Source organism: Nocardia crassostreae, assembly GCF_001613405.1.
Classification (GTDB): Bacteria; Actinomycetota; Actinomycetes; order Mycobacteriales; family Mycobacteriaceae; genus Nocardia; species Nocardia crassostreae.
Genome location: NZ_BDCH01000002.1, coordinates 32,225 through 56,472 on the forward strand (window position 1 = coordinate 32,225; position 24,248 = coordinate 56,472).

The following is a 24,248-nucleotide window of genomic DNA, read 5'->3' on the forward strand; positions in this document are numbered from 1 at the left end:
GGTATGCCGCGCCGCTTCGGAACGACCGGCAGCACAACGGGTTCGGTGACGACTTCCGGTGCGACCATCAGAACCTCACCCTCGGGTCGATCATGGCGACGACCACGTCCACCACGAAGCTCATGACCGCGACCACCAGCGCGATGAAGACCACGATGCCCTGCACCGCCATGAAGTCACGCTGGGTCAGGTACACCGCGAGCTGATTGCCGAGCCCCTTCCATTCGAAGGTGCGCTCGGTGAGCACCGCGCCGCCCAGCATGGTGGCGATATAGAGGCCCATGACCGTCACCACCGGAATGAGCGCATTGCGGAAGGCGTGCCGTCCGATGACCGCGCGCCGGGACAGCCCGCGGGCGCGGGCGGCGTCCACGTAATCGCTGCGCAGGGTCTGGATGAGATTGATCCGCACCAGGCGCAGAAATACGCCCGCGGTGAGCAATCCGAGCGAGATGGCCGGGAGCACAGCGTGTTTCAGCACATCGACCAGATATCCGGTATCGCCGTACAGGATGGCGTCGACGATCATGATGTTGGTCTTGGGCGAGACGTGCTGCAGCGCCAGCTCCACATTGGTGCTGGCCCGGCCATTGGCGGGCAGCCAGCCCAGCTTCACCGCGAAGACGAGCTTGAGCAGCAGGCCGACGAAGAACACCGGCGCCGCGTAGGCCAGCGTGCCGAACAGCCGCAGGCCGACGTCGGCGGCCTGATCACGATGGGTGGCGGCGTAGCGGCCCAGCGGTACGCCCACCGCGAAGGCCACCACCAGCGCGTAGAAGACCAGTTCCAGGGTGGCCGCGCCGTAGGTGATGATGACGTCGCTGACCGGCCGCCTGTCCTGGGTATAGCCGAAATCGCCCTGCAGCAGATTGGTGATGTACTCCCAATACTGCACGTGCAGTGGACGATTCAGTCCGGCGGCCTCCTTGCGGGCCTCGATCTGGTCGGCCGGGAGGCGACCGCCCATGGCGGCGCTGATCGGATCGCCGACCACCCGCATGAGCACGAACACCGTGGTCACCAGAATCCAGGTGGTGACCGGAATGAGGGCCAGCCGCACCCCCAGGTAGCGCAGCAGCGCACCGTAGCGGGAGTCGGCGCCCGGAATCTTGATTCGGTTGAGGGACAGTTGGTTCCGAGGCGAGCGGGCCGGGGCGTCCGGCCCGCTCTTCAGCGACGGGGTCACTTGCTCAGGACGCCGTACCGGAACTTGAACGACGCGTCGAGGGTGCTGGGAACGCCCTGGACCTCGGGGCGGGACACCGCGATGGACTTACCGGACAGCAGCGGGAGCATGGAGATGTGGTTGGCGGCCAGATCCTTCTGCACCTGCGCGAGAATGGTCGCCCGCTTGGCGGGATCGGCCTCGACGGTCTCCGCCGTCAGCTGCGCCGTAATGGCCGGATCCTCGAAGTGGTTCTCCAGGAAGTTGTTCGGCGCGAAGAACGGGGTCAGGTAGTTGTCCGGATCCGGGAAGTCCGGGAACCAGCCCAGCTGATACAGCGGGTAGGTGTCCTGGACGCGCTCGTCCTGGTAGGTGACCCATTCGGTGGACTGCAGGTTGACCTTGAACAGGCCGGTGCCCTCCAGCTGCGCCTTGATGGCCGCGTACTCCTCGGAGGAGGAGCCGCCGTAGTGATCCGGGTTGTACTGCAGGTTCAGCGTGACGGGGGCGGTCACCCCGGCGTCGGCGAGGAACTTGGCGGCCGCGTCCTTGTTGGGCTTGGCGCCGTAGATCTCCTTGTAGGGCTCGGTCGCACCGGTGAGGCCCTGCGGGATGGAGGAATAGGCCGGGTTGTAGGTGCCCTGGTAGACGCTCTGGCTCAGCGCCTCGCGGTCCACGCTGGAGGCGATGGCCTTGCGCACGGCCAGCTTTTGGGCCGGATCGTTGCCGGGCATGGTGTTCAGGTTGAACACGATGTAGCGCAGCTCGCCGCCCGGACCGTCGTGCACCTTGACCTTGGAATCGTTGCGCAGCGCCGCGATATCGGTGGGCGAGAGCGACCGGTAGGCCACATCGATCGCGCCGTTCTGGATATCGAGCTTCATATTCTCCGGCGACTCGTAGTATTTCGCGGAGACGGTGTCGGACTTGGGCGCGCCCAGCAGGCCGTTGTAGTCCTTGTTGGCCTTGTATTCGACCAGCTTGTTCTTGTCGTAGCTGGTGATGTCGAAGGGCCCGGAGAACGGATGCGCCTTCACCACTTCCTCATCGGGCAGCACCTTGTCGGCCGGGAAGGACTTCTCGTCGATGAGGACCCCGGCCTGGGTGGGCAGGATTGCCGGGAAGGTCTGGTCGTTGGCCACCTTCAGCGTGAAATTGACCGTCAGGTCGTCGACGACCTCGGTCTTGGCGAGGTTGTTCAGCAGCACGGCCGGGCCATTGGGGTCGTTGATGCCCAGCATCCGGTCGAAGGAGAACTTGACGCTCTTGGCGGTCAACGGATTCCCGTTGACGAACTTCAGGCCCGACTTCAGCTTGCACTGATACACCGTCGGTGAGGTGAACGAGCACTTCTCGGCCGCATCCGGTTTGGGGGTGGCGTCGCCCGGTGCGAAGTTCAAAAGGTACTGATACACCTGGGTTTCCACGGCGAGCGACCCATTGTCGTACGCGGCGGCGGGGTCCAGGGCGAAGATCCGGTCGGTGGTGCCGACGACCAAGCCGCCGCCCACTCCCCCGTCCCCTGTTCGGCCCGACCCACAGCCCGCTAGCGCCGCGACCGTCAACCCAACTACACCTACAACTGCAACGCTTCTCTTGCGCATGCCTGTCCTGCTCTCGAAACGTGGTGCGCGCGTCCGGATCACGGACAGCGGAGCACCACGATGGACTTCGTCTGGCTGGGCACAGTATCGACGCGCCATTGCCGATATGTTGCGTTTACGAACAAACTGACAATTTTTTTGTCACGTACACAACAGGGCCAATGTCGCAAGTGCGCCACAATATTTCCCCCGAAAACACGAGCGCCCGCCCGCGTTTTCCGCGGGCGGGCGCTAGTGACGAGGCTTTTTCCGGAGGCCCTCCCAGGGGCGGCTCAGTGCGTCCACATTGGCATTGTCGGCCAGCAGCTCCGACTCGCTGGCTCCGCTGAGCATGCCCTCGAGGAGGTTCTTGCCGATCGCGGCCTCGGTCGGCAGCGCGATCGGGTACTCACCGTCGAAGCAGGCGCAGCACAGCCGCGAGCGCGGCTGCTCGGTGGCGGCGACCATGCCCTCCAGGGAGATATAGCCCAGGCTGTCCGCGCCGATGGAGCGGCGCACGCCCTCCACCATCTCGTCCAGGCTGGTGCCCTCGATGCCGTCCGGGCCCGCGCCATTGGCGATCAGCTCCGCGCGCGAGGCGAAGTCGATGCCGTAGAAGCAAGGCCACTTGACCGGCGGCGAGGCGATCCGCACATGGATCTCCAAAGCCCCCGCCTCACGCAGCATTCGGATGAGGGCGCGCTGGGTATTGCCGCGCACGATGGAGTCGTCCACCACGATGAGCCGCTTACCGCGGATCACCTCGCGCAGCGGATTCAGCTTGAGCCGGATGCCGAGCTGGCGAATGGTCTGGCTGGGCTGGATGAAGGTGCGGGCCGCATAGGCGTTCTTCATGAGCCCCTGGCCGTAGGGCACACCGGAGCCCTGCGCGTAACCCACCGCGGCCGGGGTGCCCGACTCCGGCACCGGGATGACCAGATCGGCGTCGATGGGATGCTCATCGGCCAGGCGACGGCCGATGTCCACACGGGTGGCGTGCACGGAACGACCCGAGATGGTGGAGTCCGGCCGGGCCAGATACACGTACTCGAAGACACAGCCCTTGGGCGTCGGATTGGCGAAGCGCGAGGACCGCACCCCGTCCGCGTCGATCGCCAGCAGTTCGCCCGGCTCGATCTCGCGCACGAAGGAGGCGCCGACGATATCGAGTGCGGCGGTTTCGCTGGCGACCACCCAGCCACGATCCAAGCGGCCCAGGCACAGCGGCCGGACACCGTGCGGATCGCGCGCGGCATACAGCGTGTGCTCATCCATGAAGGTCAGACAGAACGCGCCGCGCAGCGTCGGCAGCAGTTCCATGGCGGCCTGCTCGATGCTCTTGTCGGCGGCCGCGTGCGCCAGCAGCGCGGTCATCACATCGGAGTCGGAGGTGGCGGCCATATTCCCGGCCAGCCGCCCACTGATCAGACCGAGTTCGCGTGCACGCGCGCTCAATTCGGCGGTATTGACCAGATTTCCGTTGTGCCCCAATGCCAATCCGGTGCCCACCGCGGTGGTCCGGAAGATCGGCTGGGCATTCTCCCAGGTGGTGGAACCGGTAGTGGAATAACGGCAATGGCCGACGGCCACATAGCCGGGCATGGAGGCCAGGGTCTGCTCGTCGAACACCTGGCTCACCAGGCCGAGATCCTTGAAGACCAGCACCTGCGAGCCGTCGGCGACGGCGATACCGGCCGCCTCCTGCCCGCGGTGCTGCAATGCGTAGAGGCCGTAGTACGTGAGCTTGGCCACATCCTCACCCGGCGCCCAGACTCCGAAGACGCCGCACTCTTCGCGCGGTTCGTTCTCGTCCTGATCGGGGGTGGTGGCGGCGGGGGGCAGGGTCACCGGTTGCTCCCTGTTAGGCGGGCGGGGGGCACCGGTCATTCTACGGGTAATCCGCGCGCAACCCACCGCTGGGTTGACCCCGGTGGCGGGAGGTTTGCTGTTAGCTTTCGAGAGTGACGGACACCGATACCGTGGACGGGGCCGAACGTCGGCATCTGACACCGATCAAGTGGGCGCTGCCGATTGTCGTGGTCACGTTGCTGGCCTCCTTGCTCGGCGTCATGTACCTGGATTACGTCGTCGATCCCGAGAAGAACCTGCACAATTTCCCGATCGCACTGGTCAATCAGGATGTCGGCGACGATATCGGTGCGCCGGGGCAGGTCAAGCACGTCAACTTCGGCGATCAGGTGCAGGAGGGGCTGCAAAAGGCCGTCCCGTCGGACAAGATCGATCTGCGGGTGCTCGGCATCAACGAGGCCCAATTGCAGATGCAGCAGGCACAGGTATACGGGACGATCATCATTCCGAGCGACTTCTCCAAGCGGCTGGGGATTCTCGGGGTGGGGAGCGTGATACCCGGTGACATTTCCCAGCCCGTGCTGACCCTGCAGACCAATCCGCGAACCGGCGCCTTCGCCACCGCGATCGTGCAGAAGATCGGCGCCGAAGCCCTGAGCCAAGTGCAGATACAGGTCGGGCAGCAGCTCACCGAGACGGTCAAGGCCCAACTGACCCCGCCGGACGGCGGGCCCGCGCCGGAGCTGACCGGTGCGACCCGGATCGCGTTGGAGAAGCCGCTCAATATCGTGGTCGAGCAGTTCCGGCCATTGCCCGGCGGATCCGGGGAGGGGCTGACGGCGTTCTTCTACGGGCTGCTGTTGCTGTTGGTCGGCATGGTCGGGGCGATGATCATTCACCAGTTGATCGACTCGGCGCTGGGGTTCCTGCCGACCGAATGGGGGCCCTGGTATCTGCATTTCCCGCGGGCGCCGGTTTCGCGGGTCACCACGCTGCTGATCAAATGGTCGGCGGTGGCGGTGATGTCGTGTTTGGTATCGGGGGCGCTGCTGATCATTGCGAACGCGCTCGGGATGCCGATCGACAAGCCGCTGTTGCTGTTTCTGTACGGGGCGTTCGTGATGATCGCGGTGAGCGTCACGTGTACGTCGATTCTGGCTGCGGTGGGGACCGCGGGGCTGATCATCAACCTGATCATTTTCATTATTTTGGGGCTGCCGTCTTCCGGGGGGACGGTGCCGATCGAGGCTACGCCGAAGTACTTTGGGTGGCTGGCGAAGTTCGAGCCGATGCATCAGGTGTTTCTGGGGACTCGGGCCATTCTCTACTTCAATGGGAGCGGGATCGCGGGACTGAGTCGGGGATTCTGGATGACGGCGCTGGGGCTGGGGATCGGGGCGGTGTTCGGGCTTGCGATCACGCGGTTTTATGACCGGAAGGGGTTGGAGCGCAAGCCGGTCAATGCACGGCCTGCGTCATAGCTGGGCGATGGGGAGCCAGCGGGCGACCTCAGGGGCGCGGCTGCCCGAGGCAGTCAGGGCGCCGGAGTCCAGGGCGGCCTCGAAGGTGAGCAGGCCGGTGGCCAGCAGGAGCCACATGCGGGGATCGGTTTCGACCACATTCGGCGGGGTGCCACGGGTGTGGCGGGGGCCTTCGATGCATTGGACGGCGACGAAGGGTGGGATGCGCAGCTCGACCCAGGAGCCGGGGGCGTCGGCGGCCAGGGAGCGGGCCGTGACGCGAACCGCGGCGGCCAGGTCGGGGCGGGCGGGAGGGAGGGTTGAGTCGTCTTGGAGCCACTGGGCTATTGCTGCCAGGGCGGATCGCACTTCTTGCGGGGTGACCGCGCCACGTCTTGCCACGGGGGCGAGGTTACCTGGGCTGTCGGATGAATCGGTTTGGTTGCTGACGGTTTCGAGGGCTGGTCTGATCAGGAACGCTCGTGGCTGTGTTTAATTTGCCCTCCGCTTCGCTCCGGGCGGGGTTTGGGCCCCGAAGTCTCGATTTTTCCCTCCCTCCGCGCACGCCGGAGCTCCTCCGCTTCGCTCCCCCGCTCCGACGTGCGCTCCACTCAGTCCAAAATCGAGACGGCCCAAACCCTTACAGAACTGCGCGAAGAGAATTCCCTACACCAAGACGAACTGGCTTGATACGCGGACCGGATTGCACCAACTGTCAACGACAGTTCGCCTGCGGCGGACCAACTCGAACCGACCTTCCTTAATGGCAGCCTGTATTGCGACTCAGTTGACGACAACCCAACCAGCCGACAAGTGCGTTAGCGTTCACGGCGCAGGACGGCGTGGCGCTGGCGGCGCAGTGCAGCGAGATGCTCCAGGCGGCGAGCGGTGCGGCGTTCCCAGCGGCGGGCGGTTCGGGGCGCGAGTGCCCCGCCGCCGTTCACCGCGAGGTGCAGCAGGGCGGGTGCCGTGATACTGCTGGTCTTCGACCGCAAGGCCTCCAACAGCAAACCGCCGAGGCCCGTGATCATGACGGTGCCGGGAACCGGGTCTCCCGACGCCTGGGCCGGTCGGATGTGTGACAGCCCGAAGATCAATGCCCCGAGCCATCTTCCGCACCGGCCATATGTCTCCTCGAGCAGGGGGGTCAAGGTGGCCCGATAGATCAGCTCCTCGGTGTACACGGTGCCCAGAGGTATGTGCACCGCAACCCATTCGGCTGGCCCCACCTCGGGTGCCCGGTCGGCGAGTTCGGCCAGATGGCGGCGAGTCGACGGAATGGCCAGCGCCGCGGCGTAACCGGCGCCGGCCAGTCCAGCGGCCGCGATTCCGGTGCACAGTCCGCGCCCCGACCGCCAGTTCGGATTGCCCTGAAAGACGACGGCGTAAGCGGTCGCGAACAATGCGTTGGCGGTAGTTCGCCCACGGAGGCCCAGACCCATGGCAGGGAGCAGCTGGTTGTTCCAGGCCACAGGAAACGCCATGGCCGCGAGGGCTTCCAAGCGGATGCGCACGCTATTTGACCGTTCGCTCGAAGTCTTCGGCCAGTTCGATCTGAGTGCGGATCTTCTCTTGCAGTTCCGGATTCCAGTCCGGAGGTTCCGCGATGGCAGTCCAGCCATCGAGGATCAGGGACCCGTAGCGGTGCCCGTGGCCGTCACTGACGCCCTGGGCATTGATGAGATCGGCCGCCACCTGCCAGAAGGTGACGACGGGCCACCAGCGCATTTGCGAGGACACGTCGGAGCCGCGCGGCTCGGAGAGCCAATCGGGTTGGGAGAAAAGCAGATCCGAGGACCACCACACAATGGGATCGGAAGGGTGCATCAAGTACGCGATCCGGGGGCGGCGCCAATCCGGCGAGGGTTTGGTGAGATCCTCGGCCTGCGCCGCGAAGCGCACGACCAGCCCGTCGGCATAGATCGGGTCCACTTCACGGGTGCCGGGATCGCGGCGGGAGACGAATTGTTCCCACAGGACATTGGAATTGGGTGGGCCGACCCACAGCGCGCCGTCCACCTTGGAGCGCAGGTCCGCCAAACCCGAGAAAGCCGATTCCGAGCCCTGTGACCCCAGGCTCTCGCCGTACACCAGCAGTTTCGGGCGAGATTCCGGCGGACGGGCCGACCAGCGGGTGTAGACGGCGTCGAACATCTTCTTCCCGGCGATGGCCACTTTCTGGCGGTCGGCCAGGAAGGACAGCACGCTCGGCAGGTACGAGTACTGCGAGGCGAGGATGGCGGTGTCGCCGCCGTACATGTACTCGAGGGCGGCGGCGCTCATGGAGTTGACCCAGCCGGTGCCGGTGGTGGTGACAATGGCGAGAACCTTCCGGTCGAAGGCCCCCGTTCGTTCCAGTTCGGCGACCGCGAGATCTTCCTGGGTGGTGTCCGCACCGGCTGATTCGAGGCCGACATACACCCGGATGGGTTCGCGGGCGGGCTTGCCGGTGACCGCGCCGATGAGCAGCGGATCCGGACCGTGCGAGACGAACCAGCGCCCCTCCGAGCCGAGGGTCTCCCATTTCGCCAGGGACTGCGGGCTGCCGGAGCGTTCCGGTTCGGTGGGCTGCACCGCGAAATCGGTCATCTGGTCATTGCGCACGCTGAACGCCGAGTTCGCCACCGCCCAGAAGGCGGTGGTGGCGACGCCGTTGAACAGCGTCACGACGAGGACGGTGAGCAGCAGCGCGCCGGTGGCCGGTGCCAGCGCGGGCGGTACCCGCACCCAGCGGCTGAGTTGGCGGGCTATGAATCGCACCAGTTCCCGCAGGGTCCGGTAGACCGCCACCACCAGTGCGCCCACCGCGAAGCTGAGCCCGCCGGTGCGCAGGTAGGCGGCGCGCGAGCTGGTTTCGTCCATGCCCATGAGGGTGTAGATCTCGCGCTGCCAGTCGGCGGAGAGCACCAGCATGTAGGCGGCGGCCAGCGCGCAGCTGAAGACCACGGCCACCTTCACGCTGTAGCGCACCCATTCCGGCGGGGTGCCGATCTTCAACCGGGGGCGAATCCACTTGCGGAACAACCACTCCAGCACACAGCCGACGCCGTAGCCGAGCGCGGCGTTCACGCCGCTGATCAGGCCCTGGAACAGCCAGTCGCGCGGGAGCAGGGACGGGGTGACCGACCAGGCGAAGAACAGGGTCGCCACCACCAGCCCGACGTGATTGAGGCCGACGATCTCCTCGACGCGCCGCGCCACCTGCGCGATCCGCTTGCCCCAGCCGCGCCGGAAGAGCGCGGCGCCGCGAGTGCGCAGCCGCGTCAGGGCGTCGGCGGTGTCCAGCACCCGTCAAGTATGGACGTCCGCCGCCCGATTCCGGGGACCCGTGCCTGTGAGGATCACCATGATCACCGGGTGGGCGGCTATCGCCCCCGGTCGGAGAGGCATTTACGCACAGCACTCGAGTAGTTGTACGGGGTCCGGCGGCGGCCCGCCCCGACAGACTCACTGAGCATGAGCACGCCCAGCGCACAGACCAAGAGCACCACGGCTTTTCTGGCCCAGGCCATGATCGCGTTCGGAATCAGCTTCTCCGCCATCGTCATCGGCATCATCAACCTGCCGCTGGACTTCTGGCAGCGCGGATTCCTCTTGATGTCCACCCTTTTCCTGGTGAGCAGCTGCTTCACCCTCGCCAAGGTCATCCGCGATCAGCACGAATCCTCCAAGGTGCACCACCGCATCGACGAGGCCCGCATGGAAAAACTGATGGCCGAACACGATCCGTTCAAAGTCCCCTGAAGCAACTCAACCCCGCCGAGTCCGGTAACAACGAGGGGTCCGGACCCGGCGGGGTTCGCTGGGGTTTCAGGGGCTTGCCCCTGAGAGTTACGAGAGTTGTTTAATGCTCGAACGCTCCGAAGAGCGCGGGCAGCGTCGCCTCGAAGGCGGCGCGCAGTTCGTCCAGGGTCACGGAGAACTGGCCCTGCACCTCGAGGGCATCGGAACCCTGGTCGACCACGCCGATGCGCACCCACGGCAGTTCGCGGGCATCGCACATCTTGGTGAAGCGGGTCTCCTCCGAACGCGGCACAGCGACCAGCACACGCCCGGCCGACTCGGAGAACAGCGTCACGAACGGATCGGCGCCCTCGGGAATGATGACGCGGCAAGCGGTTTCGCCCGCCAGCGCGGCCTCGACCACGGCCTGCGCCAGGCCACCCTCGGAGAGGTCGTGCGCGGCGGAGATCATGCCGTCGCGCGAACCCGCGGTGAGGATCTCGGCGAGCAGCTGCTCCCGGGCCAGATCGACCTTGGGCGGCACACCACCGAGGTGATCGTGCTCGACCTGCGCCCAGATGGAACCGTCGAACTCGTCGCGGGTCTCGCCGAGCAGGATGAGCGTCTCACCGGGCTCGGTGCCCAGCCCGGTCGGAATGCGCCGGTGCACATCGTCGATGACGCCCAGCACGCCCACCACCGGGGTCGGCAGGATGGCCGTCTGCCCGGTCTGGTTGTAGAAGGACACATTGCCGCCGGTGACCGGAATGCCCAGGGTGGCACAGCCGTCCGCCAGACCGCGCACGGCCTGCTGGAACTGCCACATGACGCCCGGATCCTCCGGCGAGCCGAAGTTCAGGCAGTTGGTGACGGCCTTCGGGGTGGCGCCCGTGGTGGCGACATTGCGGAACGCCTCGGCCAGCGCCAGCTGCGCGCCGGTGTAGGGATCCAGCTTGGTGTAGCGGCCGGAGGCGTCGGTGGCCAGCGCGATACCGCGGCCGGACTCCTCGTCGATGCGGACCACACCGGCATCGGCGTGCTCGGCGAGCACGGTATTGCCGCGCACATAGCGGTCGTACTGCTCGATGATCCACTTGCGCGAGCACAGCTGCGGGCTGGCGATCATCTTCAGCAGGATGGCGCGCAGTTCGTCACCGGTCTTGGGCCGGTTCAGCGCGGCGGCGGTATCGGCATTGAGCGCGTCCTGATCGGCGGGGCGCTGCACGGGCCGCTCGTAGACCGGGCCGTGGTGGGCGACGGTGCGCGGCGGCACATCGACGACGGTCTCGCCGTGCCAGGTGATCTGGAGGTGTTCGCCGTCGGTGACCTCACCGATGACGGTGGCGGTGACATCCCACTTCTTGCAGATCTCCATGAAGCGATCCACGTTCGCGGGCGCGACGACCGAGCACATGCGCTCCTGGGATTCGCTCGAAAGGATCTCGGCCGGAGTCATATTGGCGGCGCGCAGCGGCACCCGGTCCAGCTCGATGGACATACCGCCGTCACCGGCAGCCGCGAGCTCGGAGGTGGCGCAGGACAGCCCGGCGCCGCCGAGGTCCTGGATGCCGACGACCACACCGGAGTGGTACAGCTCCAGACAGCACTCGATGAGCACCTTCTCGGCGAACGGGTCGCCCACCTGCACACTCGGCAGCTTCTTACGGCCGGAACCGGATTCGTCACCGGAGAAGGTGTCCGAGGCCAGCACGGACACGCCGCCGATACCGTCGAGGCCGGTGCGCGCGCCGAACAGGATGACCTTGTTGCCCTTACCGGAGGCGAAGGCCAGCTTCAGGTCCTCGACCCGCATGACGCCCGCGCACAGCGCGTTGACGAGCGGATTGCCCTGGTAGGAGGCGTCGAATACGGTCTCGCCGCCGACATTCGGCAGGCCCAGGGAGTTGCCGTAGCCGCCGACGCCGCGCACCACGCCGTCGACCACGCGCCGGGTGTCCGGGTGATCGGCGGCGCCGAAGCGCAGCTGATCCATGACCGCGATGGGCCGCGCGCCCATGGCCATGATGTCGCGCACGATGCCGCCGACGCCGGTGGCCGCGCCCTGATAGGGCTCCACATAGGAGGGATGGTTGTGCGATTCCACCTTGAAGGTGACCGCCCAGCCGTCGCCGATATCCACCACGCCCGCGTTCTCGCCGATGCCCGCGAGCATCGAGGAGCGCATCTCCTCGGTGGTGGTCTCACCGAAGTAGCGCAGGTGCACCTTGGAGGACTTGTAGGAGCAGTGCTCCGACCACATCACCGAGTACATGGCCAGCTCGGCATCGGTGGGCCGGCGGCCGAGGATCTCCTTGATCCGGGCGTACTCGTCGTCCTTGAGGCCGAGTTCCTTGTAGGGCTGCGGGCTGTCCGGGTTGGCCGCGGCGTTGCTGACGGTATCGACGTGGCTGGTCACGGGAATACCAGAGTCCTTTCGGCCGGGCAGGCGGAACCGAGTGCCGGCGTTGCTAGGAAGTCGGCGAGATACAGCGGTGAGTCTAATTGCCGCCTAATCAGCGCCTTCGCCCACCCGCGAGTGTGTTCGGGAGCACACCGCCAGCACACCGCCGTGCGTTTAACTCCCGGTGGGGACGGGCAGCTACGCTTCACCCGTGAGCGATCGATCCGGGCTTGCGGATCCGGCCGAGCCCGTGACCGCGCAAAAGGGGAATGCAGGGCTGACGCCGCAGCAGCGGAAGTTGTTGCTGATCGCGGTGGGGCTGTTCGTCGCCTCCGCACTCGTCAGCTATTTCGCCAAGTTCTGGCACGGGTACATCGATCTCCAGGTGTACCGCAATGGCGCTCGCGCCTGGCTGGACGACAAGGACCTGTACGGGCCCATGCCGCAGGTGTTCGGCATCGGGCTGCCGTTCACCTATCCGCCGCTGGCGGCCCTGTTCTTCGCGCCGCTGGCGATCATGTCGCTACCGGTCGCCTCCTGGGCGGTGCTGGCGACATCCATTGCCGCGCTCGGCATCACGCTGTGGGTGGTGCTGGACCGGCTGCGGCCGGGCATGGACCGGATCACGCGGCTGTCGCTCGTGATCGGCGCGGTGGCGCTGCTGCAGCTGCTGGAACCGATCCGCCAGACCTACGGGTTCGGGCAGATCAATCTGGTGCTCATGGCGGCCATCACGCTGGATTGCCTGGTGCGCAAGCCGTTCTGGCCGCGCGGCATGCTCATCGGCATCGCGGTGTCGGTGAAGCTGACCCCGGCCGGGTACCTGCTCTACTTCGTGCTGCGCAAGGACTGGAAGGGCGCGATCACGCTGGTGCTGTCGGCCATTGCCGCAGTGGGCGTGGGATTCGCGGTCTTCCCGAAGGATTCGGTGCAGTACTGGTTCCACACGCTGACCGATACCGGGCGCATCGGGCCGCCGTACTTCGCGGGCAATCAGTCCCTCAAGGGCTTCGCCTTCCGGCTCGGGGTGTCCGATTCGGCGGCGACGCTCATCTGGGTGACGCTCTCGCTCATCGCGGTGGCGCTGGCGGCCGTCTGGATGAAGCGGCTGTTCGAGGCCGGGGCGGACGCCGCCGCGCTCATGGTGAATGCCGCTGCGGTGCTGCTGGTTTCCCCGGTGTCCTGGTCGCATCACTGGGTGTGGATCGCGCCCGCCCTGATCGTGGCGGCCGATGCCATCGCCCGCGGCCGCCGCAGCCGGATCTATCTCGGCACGGTCGGCCTGGCGGTGGTCATGTTCGCCATCGGCCCGCAGTGGGTGCTACCGCACAATTCCGATCGGGAACTCGACTGGTCGTGGTGGCAGCAGCTGCTCGGCAGCAGCTATGTGCTGTTCACCCTGGGCATCTTCGTGGCCGCGGTGCTCACCTATCACCCGGCCAAGGCCGTCACCGCGGCGCATCCGGGGTGAGGAACGCGGCCAGGGCCGCGGCGTAGGCGGGAACGTCCGCCGCGCCCATCATTTCGCGCGCGGAGTGCATGGCCAGCTGCGCCGCGCCGACATCCACGGTCGGCATGCCGGTGCGCGCCGCCGTCATGGGCCCGATGGTGGATCCGCACGGCAGATCCGCCCGATGGACGTAGCGCTGCAACGGCACATCGGCTTGCGCGCAGGCCAGCGCGAAGGCGCCCGCGCCGGTCGCGTCGGTGGCGTAGCGCAGGTTCTGGTTGACCTTCAGCACGGGCCCGCCATTGACCTCGATGCGGTGCATGGGCTCGTGCCGGTCCGGATAGTTCGGGTGAGTCGCGTGCGCCATATCGCCGGAGGCGCAGACCGATCCGGCCAGGGCGGCCAGATATTCGGCGCGGCCGCCGCCGCGGGTCAGCACGATGCGTTCGAGCACCGTGGGCAGCAGCCCGGATTGCGCGCCGTGGTCGGACTGGCTGCCGACCTCCTCGTGATCGAACATGGCCAGCACGGGCACGGCCACGCCCGGTTCGTCGATGGCGGCCAGGAAGGCGCGCAGTCCGGTGTAGCAGGTGCCCTGATTGTCCAGTCTGGGCGCGCTCACCAGATCCAGATCGCGCCCGATCAGCTTGGACGGCACCAGATCATGGGTCATGAGTTCCCAGCCGAGCACGGCATTCGGCTCGATCCCGGACCGTTCGGCTATGAAGGCCATGAACGAGCGCGGTTCCCCGCCGATCCCCCACACCGCATTCACGTGCCGCTGCGGGTCGAGGGTGACCCCGCGCCGGTCCTCGGACAGGTGGATGGCCAGCTGCGGCACCCGCAGGATGGGTTCGTCGATGCGAATCAGCCGTTCCCGCACCATATTTCCGTCCCGCACCGAGAGCCGTCCGGAAATGCCGAGGTCCCGGTCCAGCCAGGAGTTGAGCCAGGCCCCGCCGTAGGGTTCCAGCCCGACCATCTGCCAGCCCGCCACCGCCGTATCGGGGTGCTGCTTCACTCGCAGATTGGGGCTGTCGGTGTGCGCGCCGACCACGCGGAAGGGCGTCGCCTGCCCGGTGCGGAAACCGGTGGGCGCGCCGGGCCCGCCATCGGCCCAGGCCACCAGCGAACCGCCGCGCACCACGTAGTAGCGGCCCGCGCTGCTGGAGGGCCAGGACGCGGATTCGGAGAGTCTGGTGAAGCCGTGGTCGTCGAGTTCCGCGGCGACGGTGCGGCACACGTGGAACGGCGACGGGGAGGCATCGATGAATTCACACAGTCCGGCGGCGGTAGCGGTGGTCTCGGCAACTGGCATGCCGCAATCCTAAGCATTCTCAGTTCAGTTTCTTCCGATCCGGTTGCCCAATCCGCGGGCGCGCCCGGTGACCACTTCGGAAACGTCTGGGAAATACAGCAATTCACAGACTGGTAATAACCAGCTTTCGGTGCGGGCCCGGTTCAGGCGCCGCGGGCCAGCTCCGGTGCGGCCTCGGCGACCTGTTCCAGCAGGCGCACCAGCTCCAGATAGTCCTGTGCGCCCAGGCACCCGCGCAGTTCAGCCTCGGCGCGGACCTCCTCGGCCCGCACCTCCTCGACGAGCTCCACGCCGCGGCGGCTCAGGCCGATGAGAATGCGACGGCGGTCGTCGGCGGCGGCGACCCGGAAGATGAGACCGCGTTCGGCCAGGTGATCGGCGTGCCGGGTGGCGGAGGAGGGCGGCAGCTGAGCGCGCGCGGCCAGCTCGCTCATGGTGATGCCGGTATCGGGGGACAGATTGGTCAGCATGCACCATTGATCGGCCGTCAGTCGCCTGGCGCATAGTGCCGCGTCAAGGTGACGAAGCCAACTGCGTTCAGCGGCACGCAGCGCCCGATGCAGCGTGGAAATGCCACCTAGAATTGTCGCCATATTTCCCGCCCGTCAAATCACAGCTCGAACGAGGGGAAGACTAACCGATGACCCCGTTCGGCGGGAATCCCGAAAACAGTATCGAGGTCCTCAACATAGTTCCGCAGCAAGGACCGGGCGGTATCTTCGCGCCCTCCTGCGAGGCCGCCATTTCTCTGGCGGTGGAAGAAATCAACGGCGGGAGCGGAATTCTCGGACGGGAATTGCGGGTCACTCACCTGGACGGCGGGCGCGAACCCGCGGAGGTGGCGCGGGAGGTCTCGGCCCTGCTGGCCACCGGCATGGTGCACGCCATCACGGGCTGGCACACCTCGGCCGTGCGCCGGGCGGTCACCCAGGCCAATGCCGGGCGGGTGCCCTATCTGTTCGCCACCGATCATGAGGGTGTGGACCACCCGCCACCTGGACTTTTCCTGGTCGGCTCGGATCCGGGGCGGCAGATTCTGCCCGCGCTGCGCTGGCTGCGCCGCGAGCTGGGGGCGCACCGATGGGCCATTATCGGCAACGACTACGTGTGGCCGCGGCGCACCGCCGAGGTGGTGCGGACCGAATTGGCCGATCGCTACGGGGCATTGGAACCGGCGCTGCCGCTGGAGCGGTTCGTGCCGCTGGGCACCGCGGATTTCGCCGACTTCCTCGCCGATCCCCGGCTGGACGGCGTGGACGGGGTGATCGTGCTGCTGGTGGGCGCGGATGTGGCGCGGTTCAACAAGCAGTTCGCCCGGTTCGGGCGTGATGAGCGGCAGCTGCGGGTGAGCCCGGCGGTGGACGACAATGTGCTGCTCGGCGCGGGGCGCGGGGCCAACCGGAATCTGTATGTGCCGTCGAGTTTCTTCGTCAACGGGCCGGAGGGGCGTGAGCAGGCGGAGCGCTATCGACGGCTGCACGGCACGTTCGCCCCGGCGCTGACCAACTTCAGCAATACCGAGTACGAAGCACTGCACACGCTACGGGCCATGGCGAAGGCCGCCGGATCCCTGGACGTCGGGCGGGTGCATGCGGCCGTTTCGGAGGCGACTCTCGAAACTCCCTCGGGCGGAATTGGTTTCGACGGCAACCAGGTGGTGCGTCCGACCTATATCGCCCGCGCCGAGGGAGTGGAGTTCGAGATCCTCGACCGAATTTCCTAAGCGGAGACGAGGGCGTCGAGCACCGAGAAGAACATCCCCAGCCCGTCGTCGCTCGGTCCGGTGAGCGGTTCGGTGGAGTGTTCGGGATGCGGCATGAGGCCGACAATGCGACCGCTGGCCGAGGCGATGCCCGCGATATCGCGCTGCGATCCATTGGGATTGCCGCCGGTGTAGCGGAACACCACGCGGCCCTCGCCCTCGAGCTCGTCGAGCACGGTGTCGGTGGCCTGGAAGCGGCCCTCGGCGTTCTTGACCGGAATCAGGATCTGCGCGCCCGGCTCGTAGCGGGAGGTCCACGCGGTATCGGTGTTCTCCACGGTCAGCCACTGATCGCGGCACACGAAGTGCAGGCCCTCGTTGCGGGTGAGCGCACCCGGCAGCAGCCCGGCCTCGCACAGGATCTGGAAGCCATTGCAGATGCCCAGCACCGGCATGCCCTTGCCCGCGGCCGCCACGACCTCGCCCATGACCGGCGCGAAGCGCGCGATGGCCCCGGCCCGCAGGTAGTCGCCGTAGGAGAAGCCGCCGGGCACGATGACCGCGTCGACGCCCTTCAGATCGGCGTCGGCGTGCCACAGGGCGACGGCCTCGCCGCCCGCGAGCCGCACCGCGCGCGCGGCATCGACATCGTCGAGCGTGCCGGGGAAGGTGATGACTCCGATGCGTGCGCTCACAGCCGGACGACCTTCCAGTCCTCGATAACCGTATTGGCGAGCAGCGATTCGGCGATCTGCTCGAGTTCGGCGTCGCTCACGTCATCGGCAACGTCGAGTTCGAATCGCTTGCCCTGCCGCACATCCGAGATTCCGGGGTGCCCCAGGCGCCCCAGTGCGCCGACAATGGCCTGGCCCTGCGGATCCAGGATTTCGGCCTTCGGCATCACCTCGACAACGACACGTGCCACGCGTTGCTCCTCAGCTGGTGGGGCGGCGCCCGGGCCTACGGCTGGCCGAGCGGGGGTTCCGCTGATCAGGGTAGTTGAGGGTGGTTGCGCGCGTGCCGCCGGGTCACGCCGGTCGTGGTGTGCGACACACCGCCCGAGGACTACCGTTGCGGACATGCGCATAGCCCATTTCGGACATTCCTGCATTCTCGTGGAGTTGAACGGCGCGAAGATCCTTTTCGATCCGGGCACCTTCTCGCACGGCTTCGAGGGCATTACCGGGCTGGACGCCATTGCCATCACCCATCAGCATCCGGACCACATCGACCCGAACCGCATCGCCAAGCTGATCGACGGCAATCCCCAGGCCAAACTGCTCGCCGATCCACAGACCGCGGCGCTGCGCGAGGAGCCGTGGCAGGCAGTCCACGCGGGAAATGTCTTGAAAGTCGGAAATGTACAGATCACCGGCGGCGGCGGGCGGCATGCCGTAATCCATCCCGAAATCCCGGTAATCGACAACACCGTCTTCCAACTCGGCACCCCGGAGGATCCGGCCCAATTCGTCCATCCCGGCGATTCCCTCTGGGTGCCGCCCGTCGATGTCGGCGTACTGGCCATCCCCGCCGTGGCCCCCTGGATGAAGATCAGCGAAACGGTGGATTACCTGCGCGCGGTAAACCCCCGCACCGCCTTCCCGATTCACTTCGGCATCATCGCCCCGGAAGCGCAGGGCATCTATTTCGGTCGTTTGAACGAAATGGCCCCCGCCGGAACCGATTTCAAGGTCATCGAAGCCGAGGACCACACCGAGTTCTGATCAGGACGCCCGGCCCAGCGTGATGCCCGGCGCCTGACGGAGACCGTCCACGGCGTGCAGGATCAGCTCGAGCCGGATGCCGTCACCGAAATCCAGCCGCAATGGCGTGGGAGTGACTGCCACATTGAAGGTTTCGACCGTCGCGGACCAGCTCGCCGTTCGTCCGGAATAGGCGTACTGCGAGAGCGACACCGAGGGTTGAACGCTGCATCGTCGGCGGTGTTCACCGGGCGCTCGCCACCCAGAGGTTGATCGGTGAGCACGAATGACCAGTGGTCGGCAGTGATGAGTTCCTTTGTCCAGTAACCGGTCCGGCCGATGTCATCTGCGGCGGCGACCACACGGGTCGGGGCGGCTGGATCACGGCCGGTCAGCGGTTACCGATTGCGTGGCGGCCGTATGTTGTTGCGGCCCTCCACCACACACCGAGACTGAAGCTGGTGGCGGCGACGGGGACGAAGCTGAGCAAGGCGAGGACGGTCAGCATGGTGCGCTCCTAGATGTCAGGGACGGGCGATGCCGTGGATGAGCGTTGTGAAAGTGGCTGCCTCCCAGGGATTTGTCTCTACGCCGGGGGGAATCGCGTCGAGAAGTGGGGCGTAGGCGAGGCTTCCGGAGCCATGGTGGCCGGTGGCCCGCGCACTGGCGAGCACTGCGTGGATGACGAGGGCATACGCTTCGGGGCGGGGGGCCACGAGCGCGGTTCCCGAGTCTTCGAAATGCCGTAGCAGGGACTCGATGGCGTTGATTATGTCGGTCAGGACGCGTATTTCGAGGTCGCGTGCCGGATCCGGGGTGGGAGTCGAGGCAGGGTGGGGAAGGTCGGGCACTGGTGGAAACCTCCCGTGATCGGGCGGGGATGCGTTGTGTCGCCCAGGACAGCACGGCACCTCGCCAACCTCGGTACGATCGACGGGATCCGCTGAAGAAACCGCGTTTCCCCAGCACCGTTTCCATAATCGGCGCAGAATATTTCCATTTCCTGCGATCCGGCGTTCCATCTACCGAGGGGTAACCAGCGATGGCCGGTGAAGACAGCACGCTGCCACGACGACAGCTCGGGCGATTTCTGCGCCAGTACCGCAAGAAGATCGGGCTCACGATGGCCCAGGCGGCTCAGCTCGTGGAGATTGGAACGTCCACCCTGCACCGCATCGAGAGGGGCACCGCTGACAAGGTTCGGCCGCGCCTGATCGAGCGCCTGTGCGAGATCTACGAACGGTCCAACGCCGAGAAGACCGCGCTGAAGCAGCTCGCAGAGCAAGCTGCCGCCGAGACCTGGTACCACGAATTCAGCGATCTGCTTCCTGACCACTTCGACGACTACGTCGGACTGGAAGCCTCGGCTCGACAGCTGATTTCCTATCAGGAGCTGGTACCGGGCTTGCTACAGATCGAGCAGTACGCCCGGACCATGATGCACGACTACACACCGGCCACATCCGACCGAGATATCGAACGCCATGTGGCCCTGCGGATCAGGCGGCAAACCATTGTCAGGCGAAGGGCCGCACCGGTCGAACTCGACGTCGTCCTACACGAGTCCGCACTCAGGCGAGTCGTGGGGAGCCCCAAGATCATGGCGAACCAATCGCGGCACTTGGCCGATGCGAGCACGTGGCCCAATGTCGCGATGCGTGTGCTGCCGTTCACGGCGGGTATCCCGATGGGCATGCTGCCGGGCCCCTTCGTGATCTTGGACTGCGGATTCGACAGCAAGGGGCGGCCTGTGGAGCCTACTGTTGTGTATGTCGAGAGTGTCATCACCGCACACCTCTACTTGCAGAAAGAAGCCGACGTAGAGCGCTACAGGGCAGTGTCAGCGGCATTGCACGCGGCGGCGCTGGATCCGGTGGACACTCGAGCACTGCTGCGGAGTCTCGCGAAGGAGTACGAACTGTGGGCAGAAACCTAGCCGGTGTCTCGTGGTTCAAAAGCAGCCACAGCCAAGGGACTTCGGAGTGTGTCGAGGTCGCATGGCTCGATGATGGAGCTGTTGGACTCCGGGACTCGAAGGACCCGGCGGGCCCCGCGCTGATCTTTTCTCCCGCCGGGTGGTCTGCGTTCACCGCGCTTGTGATCGCCGGGGGTCCCGGCCGGTCGGACGCCTGAGGCCGACCGGCGAGTGCCATCTCGGGTCAGTGTGGAGCGGCGACCTCCTGGGCGCGGCCATCGGCTTCGGTGCGCTGGAGTTCGCGCAGGCGTGCGCCCTCGACGTCGATATCGGGGACGATGCGGCTCAGCCAGTCCGGCATCCACCAGGCGGCCTTGCCCATGAGCACGAGCAGGGCGGGGATGAGGATCATGCGGACTATGAAGGCGTCGAGGAGAACGCCCGCGGCGAGGGCGAAGCCCATGGATTTGGCGCTGCCGTCGGGTTCCATGATGAAGGAGCCGAATACGAAGATCATGATGATGGCGGCGGAGGTGACCACGCGGGCGCCGTGGTGGTAGCCCTTGATCATGGCCTGGGTGGGTTCCTCGCCGTGCACGTATTCCTCGCGCATGCGGGTGACCAGGAAGACCTGGTAGTCCATGGCGAGGCCGAATACCAAGCCGATCAACATGATCGGCATGAAGCTGATGATCGGGCGCGGCTCGTCGATGAGGCCGAACTTGCCCTCCTGGAAGATCAGCACGGTGGCGCCGAAGGTGGCGGCCATGGACAGCAGGAAGCCCAGGGCCGCGGTCAAAGGCACCAGGATGGACCGGAATACGGCGATCAGCAGCAGGAAGGCCGCACCGGCCACAATGGCCAGATAGGGCACGATCTTGCCCAGCAGCACATGGTCGATATCGGCGTAAATGGCTGTGGTGCCGGTGATTCCGTAGCGCATGCCGTAGTCGGACTTGAATTGCGATTCGGCGTCGCGGGCATCGCGCACCAGGTCCTTGGTCTCCTGGTTGTTGGGCCCGGTCTTGGGCACGCCCTCGAATTGCGCGCCCTGGCCGTCCTCGCTCCAGGTCGGATCGGTCACGTAGTTCATATCCGGATAGGAGGCGAGCTTGTCGCGCAGCGCGGTCACCGCGGTCTGCCGTTGATCGGCGGGAGTGGCGGACAGATCCACCGCGATCTGCAGCACGCCATTGCTGCCCTCGCCGAAGCCCTGGGTGCGCAGTTCGTATGCCTTGCGGACGGTGGAGGTCTTGGGCATCGAATCCTCGCCCGGCAGACCGAGATTCATCTTGGCCGCGGGCACCGCCAGCAGGCCGAGCACCGCGATGCTGAGCACCAGCGCGACCCACGGCAGCTTGCCGATCAGCTGCCCGATCCGCATGCCATTGGTGACGTGGGTGTCGTCCTCCGGGTCGTATTTGGCGATGAGCGGCAGCTTGGGTTTGAACAGGAACCGCCCGAACGCACCGAGCAGCGCGGGCATGAGGGTCAGGGCGACCAGCACCGCGAAGCCCGCCGCGACCACGCCGCCCAGACCCATGAAGGTCAGGAAGCGCACACCCACGATGCTCAGGCCGACCAGCGCGATGATCACGGTCAGGCCCGCGAACACGACCGCCGATCCGGCCGTGCCGAGGGCAACGCCTGCGGCTTCCTCGGGTGAATCCTGCACGGCCAGTTCGTGTTTGTAGCGGGACACGATGAACAGCGCGTAGTCGATGGACAGCGCTATGCCGATCATGGAGGCCAGGAAGGTGGTGAAGCTGGGCACCGACAGCACCGAGGTGCCCAAGAAGATGAGCGAGGTGGCCGCGCCCAGGCCCACGATGGCGGTGATGATGGGCACGAAGGCCGCCACGATGGCGCCGAAGCAGATGATCATGACAATGAAGGCGAAGCCCATGCCGATCATCTCGGACTTACCGCTGGGCTGTTCCTGCTCCATGGCGATGGTGCCCGACAGTTCGACGGTGAGCCCGGCCCGCCGCGCACCGTCGGACACGTCGTAGGCCGCCTTGCGATCGTCGGCGGTGACATCGGCGAAGTTCTCGATGGTGAACGGAACGCTCAGAATCGCAACGGAATCCGGATTCTCCTTGTTGAGCACGTTCAGCGGCGCATTGCTGCACTTGGAGATGAACTCGCTGGAGGCACGGTCACCGTCGAGACAGCCCATCTCCTGGGCGGCGGTAATGGGATCGGTGAGCGGCTTGCTGTGATCGACGATCCCGAGCCCCTCCAGTTGCTGGATGAGGCCCTTGATCGCCCGCTGATTGGCATCGTCGGTGAGCGTGGTGTTCGGCGGCGCACCGATGACATAGACACCGGTGACCGCGTCGAACTTGTAGGCCTGCGACATCCCCGGGAAGTGCTTGTCCAGAATCTCGGTGGCCCGCTCCGAGGGCAGGTTCGGAATATCGAAGTCATTGCTCATCGGTTTCTGCAGGGCGGCCCCGAGCCCGCCGAGCAGCATGAAGAGGAGCAACCAGATCGGAAGGACAATCCACTTCCGTCGATATGCGAACCTGCCCCACCGGTACAGATAGACGGACACGAGCTTCTCCTAGCGGTCGCCGGATAGCGCTTTCGGTCGGTCGTGCTCTCGATACCAGAGTTTGCCTTGAAATAGCCAACGTATCAAACGGGAATGTTTACCTGCGGTACGAGGCGAGGAAGAGGGCCTCGGCCAGGGCCATGTGCTCGATCTCGGTGGGGTCGACGCTCTCATTGGGCGCGTGGATGAGGCAGGTGGGTTCCTCCACGCCCATCAACATGATTTCCGCGTCCGGATAGGTGTCGGCGAAGACATTGCAGAGCGGGATGGAGCCGCCCTGGCCCATGGTGGTGGCGGGACGGCCGTAGGAGGCGGCGAAGGCGGCCGCCATGGCGGTGCGGGCCGGGCCGCCGGTGGCCGAACGGAAGGGCGCGCCGGTGGACTCCTTCTCGATGGTGACCTTGGCATGCCAGGGCGTATTCGATTCGATGTGGGCGGTCAGGGCTTTCAGCGCCTGCTGCGGATCGGTGCCGGGCGGGATGCGCAGGTTGATGCGCGCGGCGGCGCGCGGCTGAATGGCGGCCGCGGAGCCGACGACCTTGGGGGCGTCGATGCCGAGGACCGTCAGAGCCGGTCGGGCCCAGAGCATATCGGCGACGGCGCCGGAGCCGAGCAGATCCACGCCGTCGAGAACGCCCGCGTCGGAGCGGAACTGGTCCTCCGGGTACTGGACGCCGTCCCACTTCTGGTCATTGCTCAATCCGGAGACCGTGGTGTTGCCGTCCTTGTCGCGCAAGGTGGACAGCACATGGATGAGGCCCGCGAGCGCATCGGGGGCCGCGCCGCCGAACATGCCGGAATGCATTTCCCCGGCCAGGGTTTCGATGGTGACCACGACATTCACATTGCCGCGCAGGGTTTCGGTGAAGGTCGGCACGCCGACGGCGAAATTGCCGCAGTCGCAGACCAGGATGGTGTCGGCGCGCAGCAGATCCGCGTTCTTGGGGACGAAGTCCTCCAGACCGCCGGTGCCCTGCTCCTCGGAGCCCTCGGCAATGAGCGTGAGGCCGACCGGGAAATCGTCACCGCCGACCTGGCGCAGGGCGCGCAGGGCGGTCAGATGCATGACGATATTGCCCTTGCAGTCGGCCGCGCCGCGCCCATACCAGCGCCCGTTCTGCTCGGTGAGCTGCCATACCGGTGTGCGCCAAGCCTTTTCGTCCAAGGGCGGCTGCACGTCGTAGTGGCAGTAGAGCAGTACGTGCGGCGCTCCGGGCGGACCCGGGCGGCGCGCCACCACGGCCTTGCTGCCGTCGGCGGTCTCGTGCAACCCCACATCGGTGAGCCCTTCTGCGGCGAAGGCATCCGCCACCCACTGCGCGGTCTTCTCGCACTCCTCGATCGGGAACTGCCGCGCGTCGTACACCGACTTGTACGAAACCAGTTCGATGAGATCTTGTTTCGCGCGCGGCATGAGGACCTGTACGGCGGCGCGGAGCTCTTTCTCGGTCATTCCGTCTCC

The 24,248-nt window shown here is 66.3% G+C and carries 21 protein-coding genes; 7 read left to right on the forward strand and 14 right to left on the reverse strand.

Features of this window, described 5'->3' with window-relative positions:
* Positions 1-67 precede the first annotated feature (67 nt).
* The 3 genes from NC4_RS00910 to purF form a co-directional block, all read right to left on the reverse strand.
* Complete coding sequence (locus NC4_RS00910; protein WP_245721433.1) at positions 68-1,078, reverse strand: ABC transporter permease; 1,011 nt, start codon at positions 1,076-1,078, stop codon at positions 68-70.
* A 104-nt stretch (positions 1,079-1,182) separates the two neighbouring features.
* Positions 1,183-2,769, reverse strand: a complete 1,587-nt coding sequence (locus tag NC4_RS00915; RefSeq protein ID WP_084528329.1) for an ABC transporter substrate-binding protein — start codon at positions 2,767-2,769, stop codon at positions 1,183-1,185.
* Between the two features lie 231 nt (positions 2,770-3,000).
* Positions 3,001-4,635: an amidophosphoribosyltransferase gene (gene purF / locus NC4_RS00920; protein WP_067531177.1), complete on the reverse strand. Its 1,635-nt coding sequence runs from the start codon at positions 4,633-4,635 to the stop codon at positions 3,001-3,003.
* Positions 4,636-4,709: 74 nt separating this feature from the next.
* On the opposite strand from purF, the gene NC4_RS00925 reads away from it, so the two are divergent.
* Positions 4,710-6,038 (forward strand): YhgE/Pip domain-containing protein, encoded by a 1,329-nt coding sequence (locus tag NC4_RS00925; protein ID WP_245721430.1) that lies wholly within the window; start codon positions 4,710-4,712, stop codon positions 6,036-6,038.
* Here the strand turns inward: NC4_RS00925 and NC4_RS00930 are convergent.
* From NC4_RS00930 to NC4_RS00940, 3 genes are all read right to left on the reverse strand, one after another.
* A complete protein-coding gene (locus NC4_RS00930; protein ID WP_067531180.1) occupies positions 6,033-6,419 on the reverse strand; it encodes a sterol carrier family protein in 387 nt (128 codons plus the stop codon). The two genes, NC4_RS00925 and NC4_RS00930, sit on opposite strands and share 6 nt — an antisense overlap.
* Before the next feature lie 416 nt (positions 6,420-6,835).
* Positions 6,836-7,531 carry a CPBP family intramembrane glutamic endopeptidase gene (locus NC4_RS00935; RefSeq protein ID WP_067531182.1) on the reverse strand — a complete coding sequence of 232 codons (696 nt, stop codon included), beginning with the start codon at positions 7,529-7,531 and terminating at the stop codon, positions 6,836-6,838.
* A 1-nt stretch (position 7,532) separates the two neighbouring features.
* The gene (locus NC4_RS00940; protein WP_067531187.1) at positions 7,533-9,305 is read right to left on the reverse strand and encodes an alpha/beta hydrolase; all 1,773 of its coding nucleotides are present in this window, start codon (positions 9,303-9,305) and stop codon (positions 7,533-7,535) included.
* A gap of 168 nt (positions 9,306-9,473) precedes the next feature.
* Between NC4_RS00940 and NC4_RS00945 the strand changes: the two genes are divergently transcribed.
* Positions 9,474-9,761, forward strand: a complete 288-nt coding sequence (locus NC4_RS00945) for a YiaA/YiaB family inner membrane protein (RefSeq protein WP_067531189.1) — start codon at positions 9,474-9,476, stop codon at positions 9,759-9,761.
* Positions 9,762-9,861: 100 nt separating this feature from the next.
* On the opposite strand, the gene purL is transcribed toward NC4_RS00945, so the two are convergent.
* Positions 9,862-12,156 carry a phosphoribosylformylglycinamidine synthase subunit PurL gene (gene purL, locus NC4_RS00950; protein ID WP_067531191.1) on the reverse strand — a complete coding sequence of 765 codons (2,295 nt, stop codon included), beginning with the start codon at positions 12,154-12,156 and terminating at the stop codon, positions 9,862-9,864.
* Between the two features lie 196 nt (positions 12,157-12,352).
* Between purL and NC4_RS00955 the strand changes: the two genes are divergently transcribed.
* On the forward strand, positions 12,353-13,612 hold the full coding sequence (locus NC4_RS00955; protein WP_245721431.1) for a glycosyltransferase 87 family protein: 1,260 nt from the start codon (positions 12,353-12,355) through the stop codon (positions 13,610-13,612).
* Here the strand turns inward: NC4_RS00955 and NC4_RS00960 are convergent.
* Both NC4_RS00960 and NC4_RS00965 read right to left on the reverse strand, forming a co-directional pair.
* Positions 13,590-14,909 (reverse strand): M18 family aminopeptidase, encoded by a 1,320-nt coding sequence (locus NC4_RS00960; protein WP_067531193.1) that lies wholly within the window; start codon positions 14,907-14,909, stop codon positions 13,590-13,592. The genes NC4_RS00955 and NC4_RS00960 overlap by 23 nt on opposite strands.
* Before the next feature lie 143 nt (positions 14,910-15,052).
* Complete coding sequence (locus tag NC4_RS00965) at positions 15,053-15,502, reverse strand: MarR family winged helix-turn-helix transcriptional regulator (RefSeq protein WP_067531195.1); 450 nt, start codon at positions 15,500-15,502, stop codon at positions 15,053-15,055.
* A gap of 47 nt (positions 15,503-15,549) precedes the next feature.
* Here NC4_RS00965 and NC4_RS00970 point away from each other — a divergent pair, with 47 nt between their 5' ends.
* Positions 15,550-16,632, forward strand: a complete 1,083-nt coding sequence (locus NC4_RS00970; RefSeq protein ID WP_067531198.1) for a substrate-binding domain-containing protein — start codon at positions 15,550-15,552, stop codon at positions 16,630-16,632.
* Here NC4_RS00970 and purQ read toward each other — a convergent pair.
* Both purQ and purS read right to left on the reverse strand, forming a co-directional pair.
* The gene (gene purQ / locus NC4_RS00975) at positions 16,629-17,306 is read right to left on the reverse strand and encodes a phosphoribosylformylglycinamidine synthase subunit PurQ (RefSeq protein WP_067531200.1); all 678 of its coding nucleotides are present in this window, start codon (positions 17,304-17,306) and stop codon (positions 16,629-16,631) included. The two genes, NC4_RS00970 and purQ, sit on opposite strands and share 4 nt — an antisense overlap.
* Positions 17,303-17,536, reverse strand: a complete 234-nt coding sequence (gene purS, locus NC4_RS00980; RefSeq protein ID WP_067531202.1) for a phosphoribosylformylglycinamidine synthase subunit PurS — start codon at positions 17,534-17,536, stop codon at positions 17,303-17,305. Before purS ends, purQ begins: the two co-directional genes overlap by 4 nt.
* A gap of 154 nt (positions 17,537-17,690) precedes the next feature.
* Here purS and NC4_RS00985 point away from each other — a divergent pair, with 154 nt between their 5' ends.
* Positions 17,691-18,335: an MBL fold metallo-hydrolase gene (locus NC4_RS00985; RefSeq protein WP_067531204.1), complete on the forward strand. Its 645-nt coding sequence runs from the start codon at positions 17,691-17,693 to the stop codon at positions 18,333-18,335.
* Here the strand turns inward: NC4_RS00985 and NC4_RS00990 are convergent, their stop codons facing one another.
* Entirely contained in the window at positions 18,336-18,527 is a 192-nt protein-coding gene (locus tag NC4_RS00990; RefSeq protein ID WP_067531207.1) for a hypothetical protein, read from the reverse strand. It lies immediately after the preceding gene.
* 829 nt (positions 18,528-19,356) lie between these two features.
* Between NC4_RS00990 and NC4_RS01005 the strand changes: the two genes are divergently transcribed.
* Together NC4_RS01005 and NC4_RS38600 are read left to right on the forward strand one after the other, a co-directional pair.
* Positions 19,357-20,250 (forward strand): helix-turn-helix domain-containing protein, encoded by an 894-nt coding sequence (locus NC4_RS01005; protein ID WP_067531213.1) that lies wholly within the window; start codon positions 19,357-19,359, stop codon positions 20,248-20,250.
* Complete coding sequence (locus NC4_RS38600; protein ID WP_084528330.1) at positions 20,235-20,447, forward strand: DUF397 domain-containing protein; 213 nt, start codon at positions 20,235-20,237, stop codon at positions 20,445-20,447. Before NC4_RS01005 ends, NC4_RS38600 begins: the two co-directional genes overlap by 16 nt.
* 26 nt (positions 20,448-20,473) lie before the next feature.
* On the opposite strand, the gene NC4_RS01010 is transcribed toward NC4_RS38600, so the two are convergent.
* Positions 20,474-22,786 carry an MMPL family transporter gene (locus NC4_RS01010; RefSeq protein ID WP_067531215.1) on the reverse strand — a complete coding sequence of 771 codons (2,313 nt, stop codon included), beginning with the start codon at positions 22,784-22,786 and terminating at the stop codon, positions 20,474-20,476.
* Between the two features lie 97 nt (positions 22,787-22,883).
* Positions 22,884-24,239 (reverse strand): dipeptidase, encoded by a 1,356-nt coding sequence (locus NC4_RS01015; RefSeq protein WP_067531217.1) that lies wholly within the window; start codon positions 24,237-24,239, stop codon positions 22,884-22,886.
* Positions 24,240-24,248 lie beyond the last annotated feature (9 nt).

Coding starts and splice junctions, on each gene's coding strand:
- NC4_RS00915 (WP_084528329.1), bottom strand. CDS start 2,769: ATGCGCAAGAGAAGCGTTGCAGTTGTAGGTGTAGTTGGGTTGACGGTC.
- purF (WP_067531177.1), bottom strand. CDS start 4,635: ATGACCGGTGCCCCCCGCCCGCCTAACAGGGAGCAACCGGTGACCCTG.
- NC4_RS00945 (WP_067531189.1), top strand. CDS start 9,474: ATGAGCACGCCCAGCGCACAGACCAAGAGCACCACGGCTTTTCTGGCC.
- NC4_RS00960 (WP_067531193.1), bottom strand. CDS start 14,909: ATGCCAGTTGCCGAGACCACCGCTACCGCCGCCGGACTGTGTGAATTC.
- NC4_RS00965 (WP_067531195.1), bottom strand. CDS start 15,502: ATGGCGACAATTCTAGGTGGCATTTCCACGCTGCATCGGGCGCTGCGT.
- NC4_RS00970 (WP_067531198.1), top strand. CDS start 15,550: ATGACCCCGTTCGGCGGGAATCCCGAAAACAGTATCGAGGTCCTCAAC.
- NC4_RS00985 (WP_067531204.1), top strand. CDS start 17,691: ATGCGCATAGCCCATTTCGGACATTCCTGCATTCTCGTGGAGTTGAAC.
- NC4_RS01005 (WP_067531213.1), top strand. CDS start 19,357: ATGGCCGGTGAAGACAGCACGCTGCCACGACGACAGCTCGGGCGATTT.
- NC4_RS01015 (WP_067531217.1), bottom strand. CDS start 24,239: ATGACCGAGAAAGAGCTCCGCGCCGCCGTACAGGTCCTCATGCCGCGC.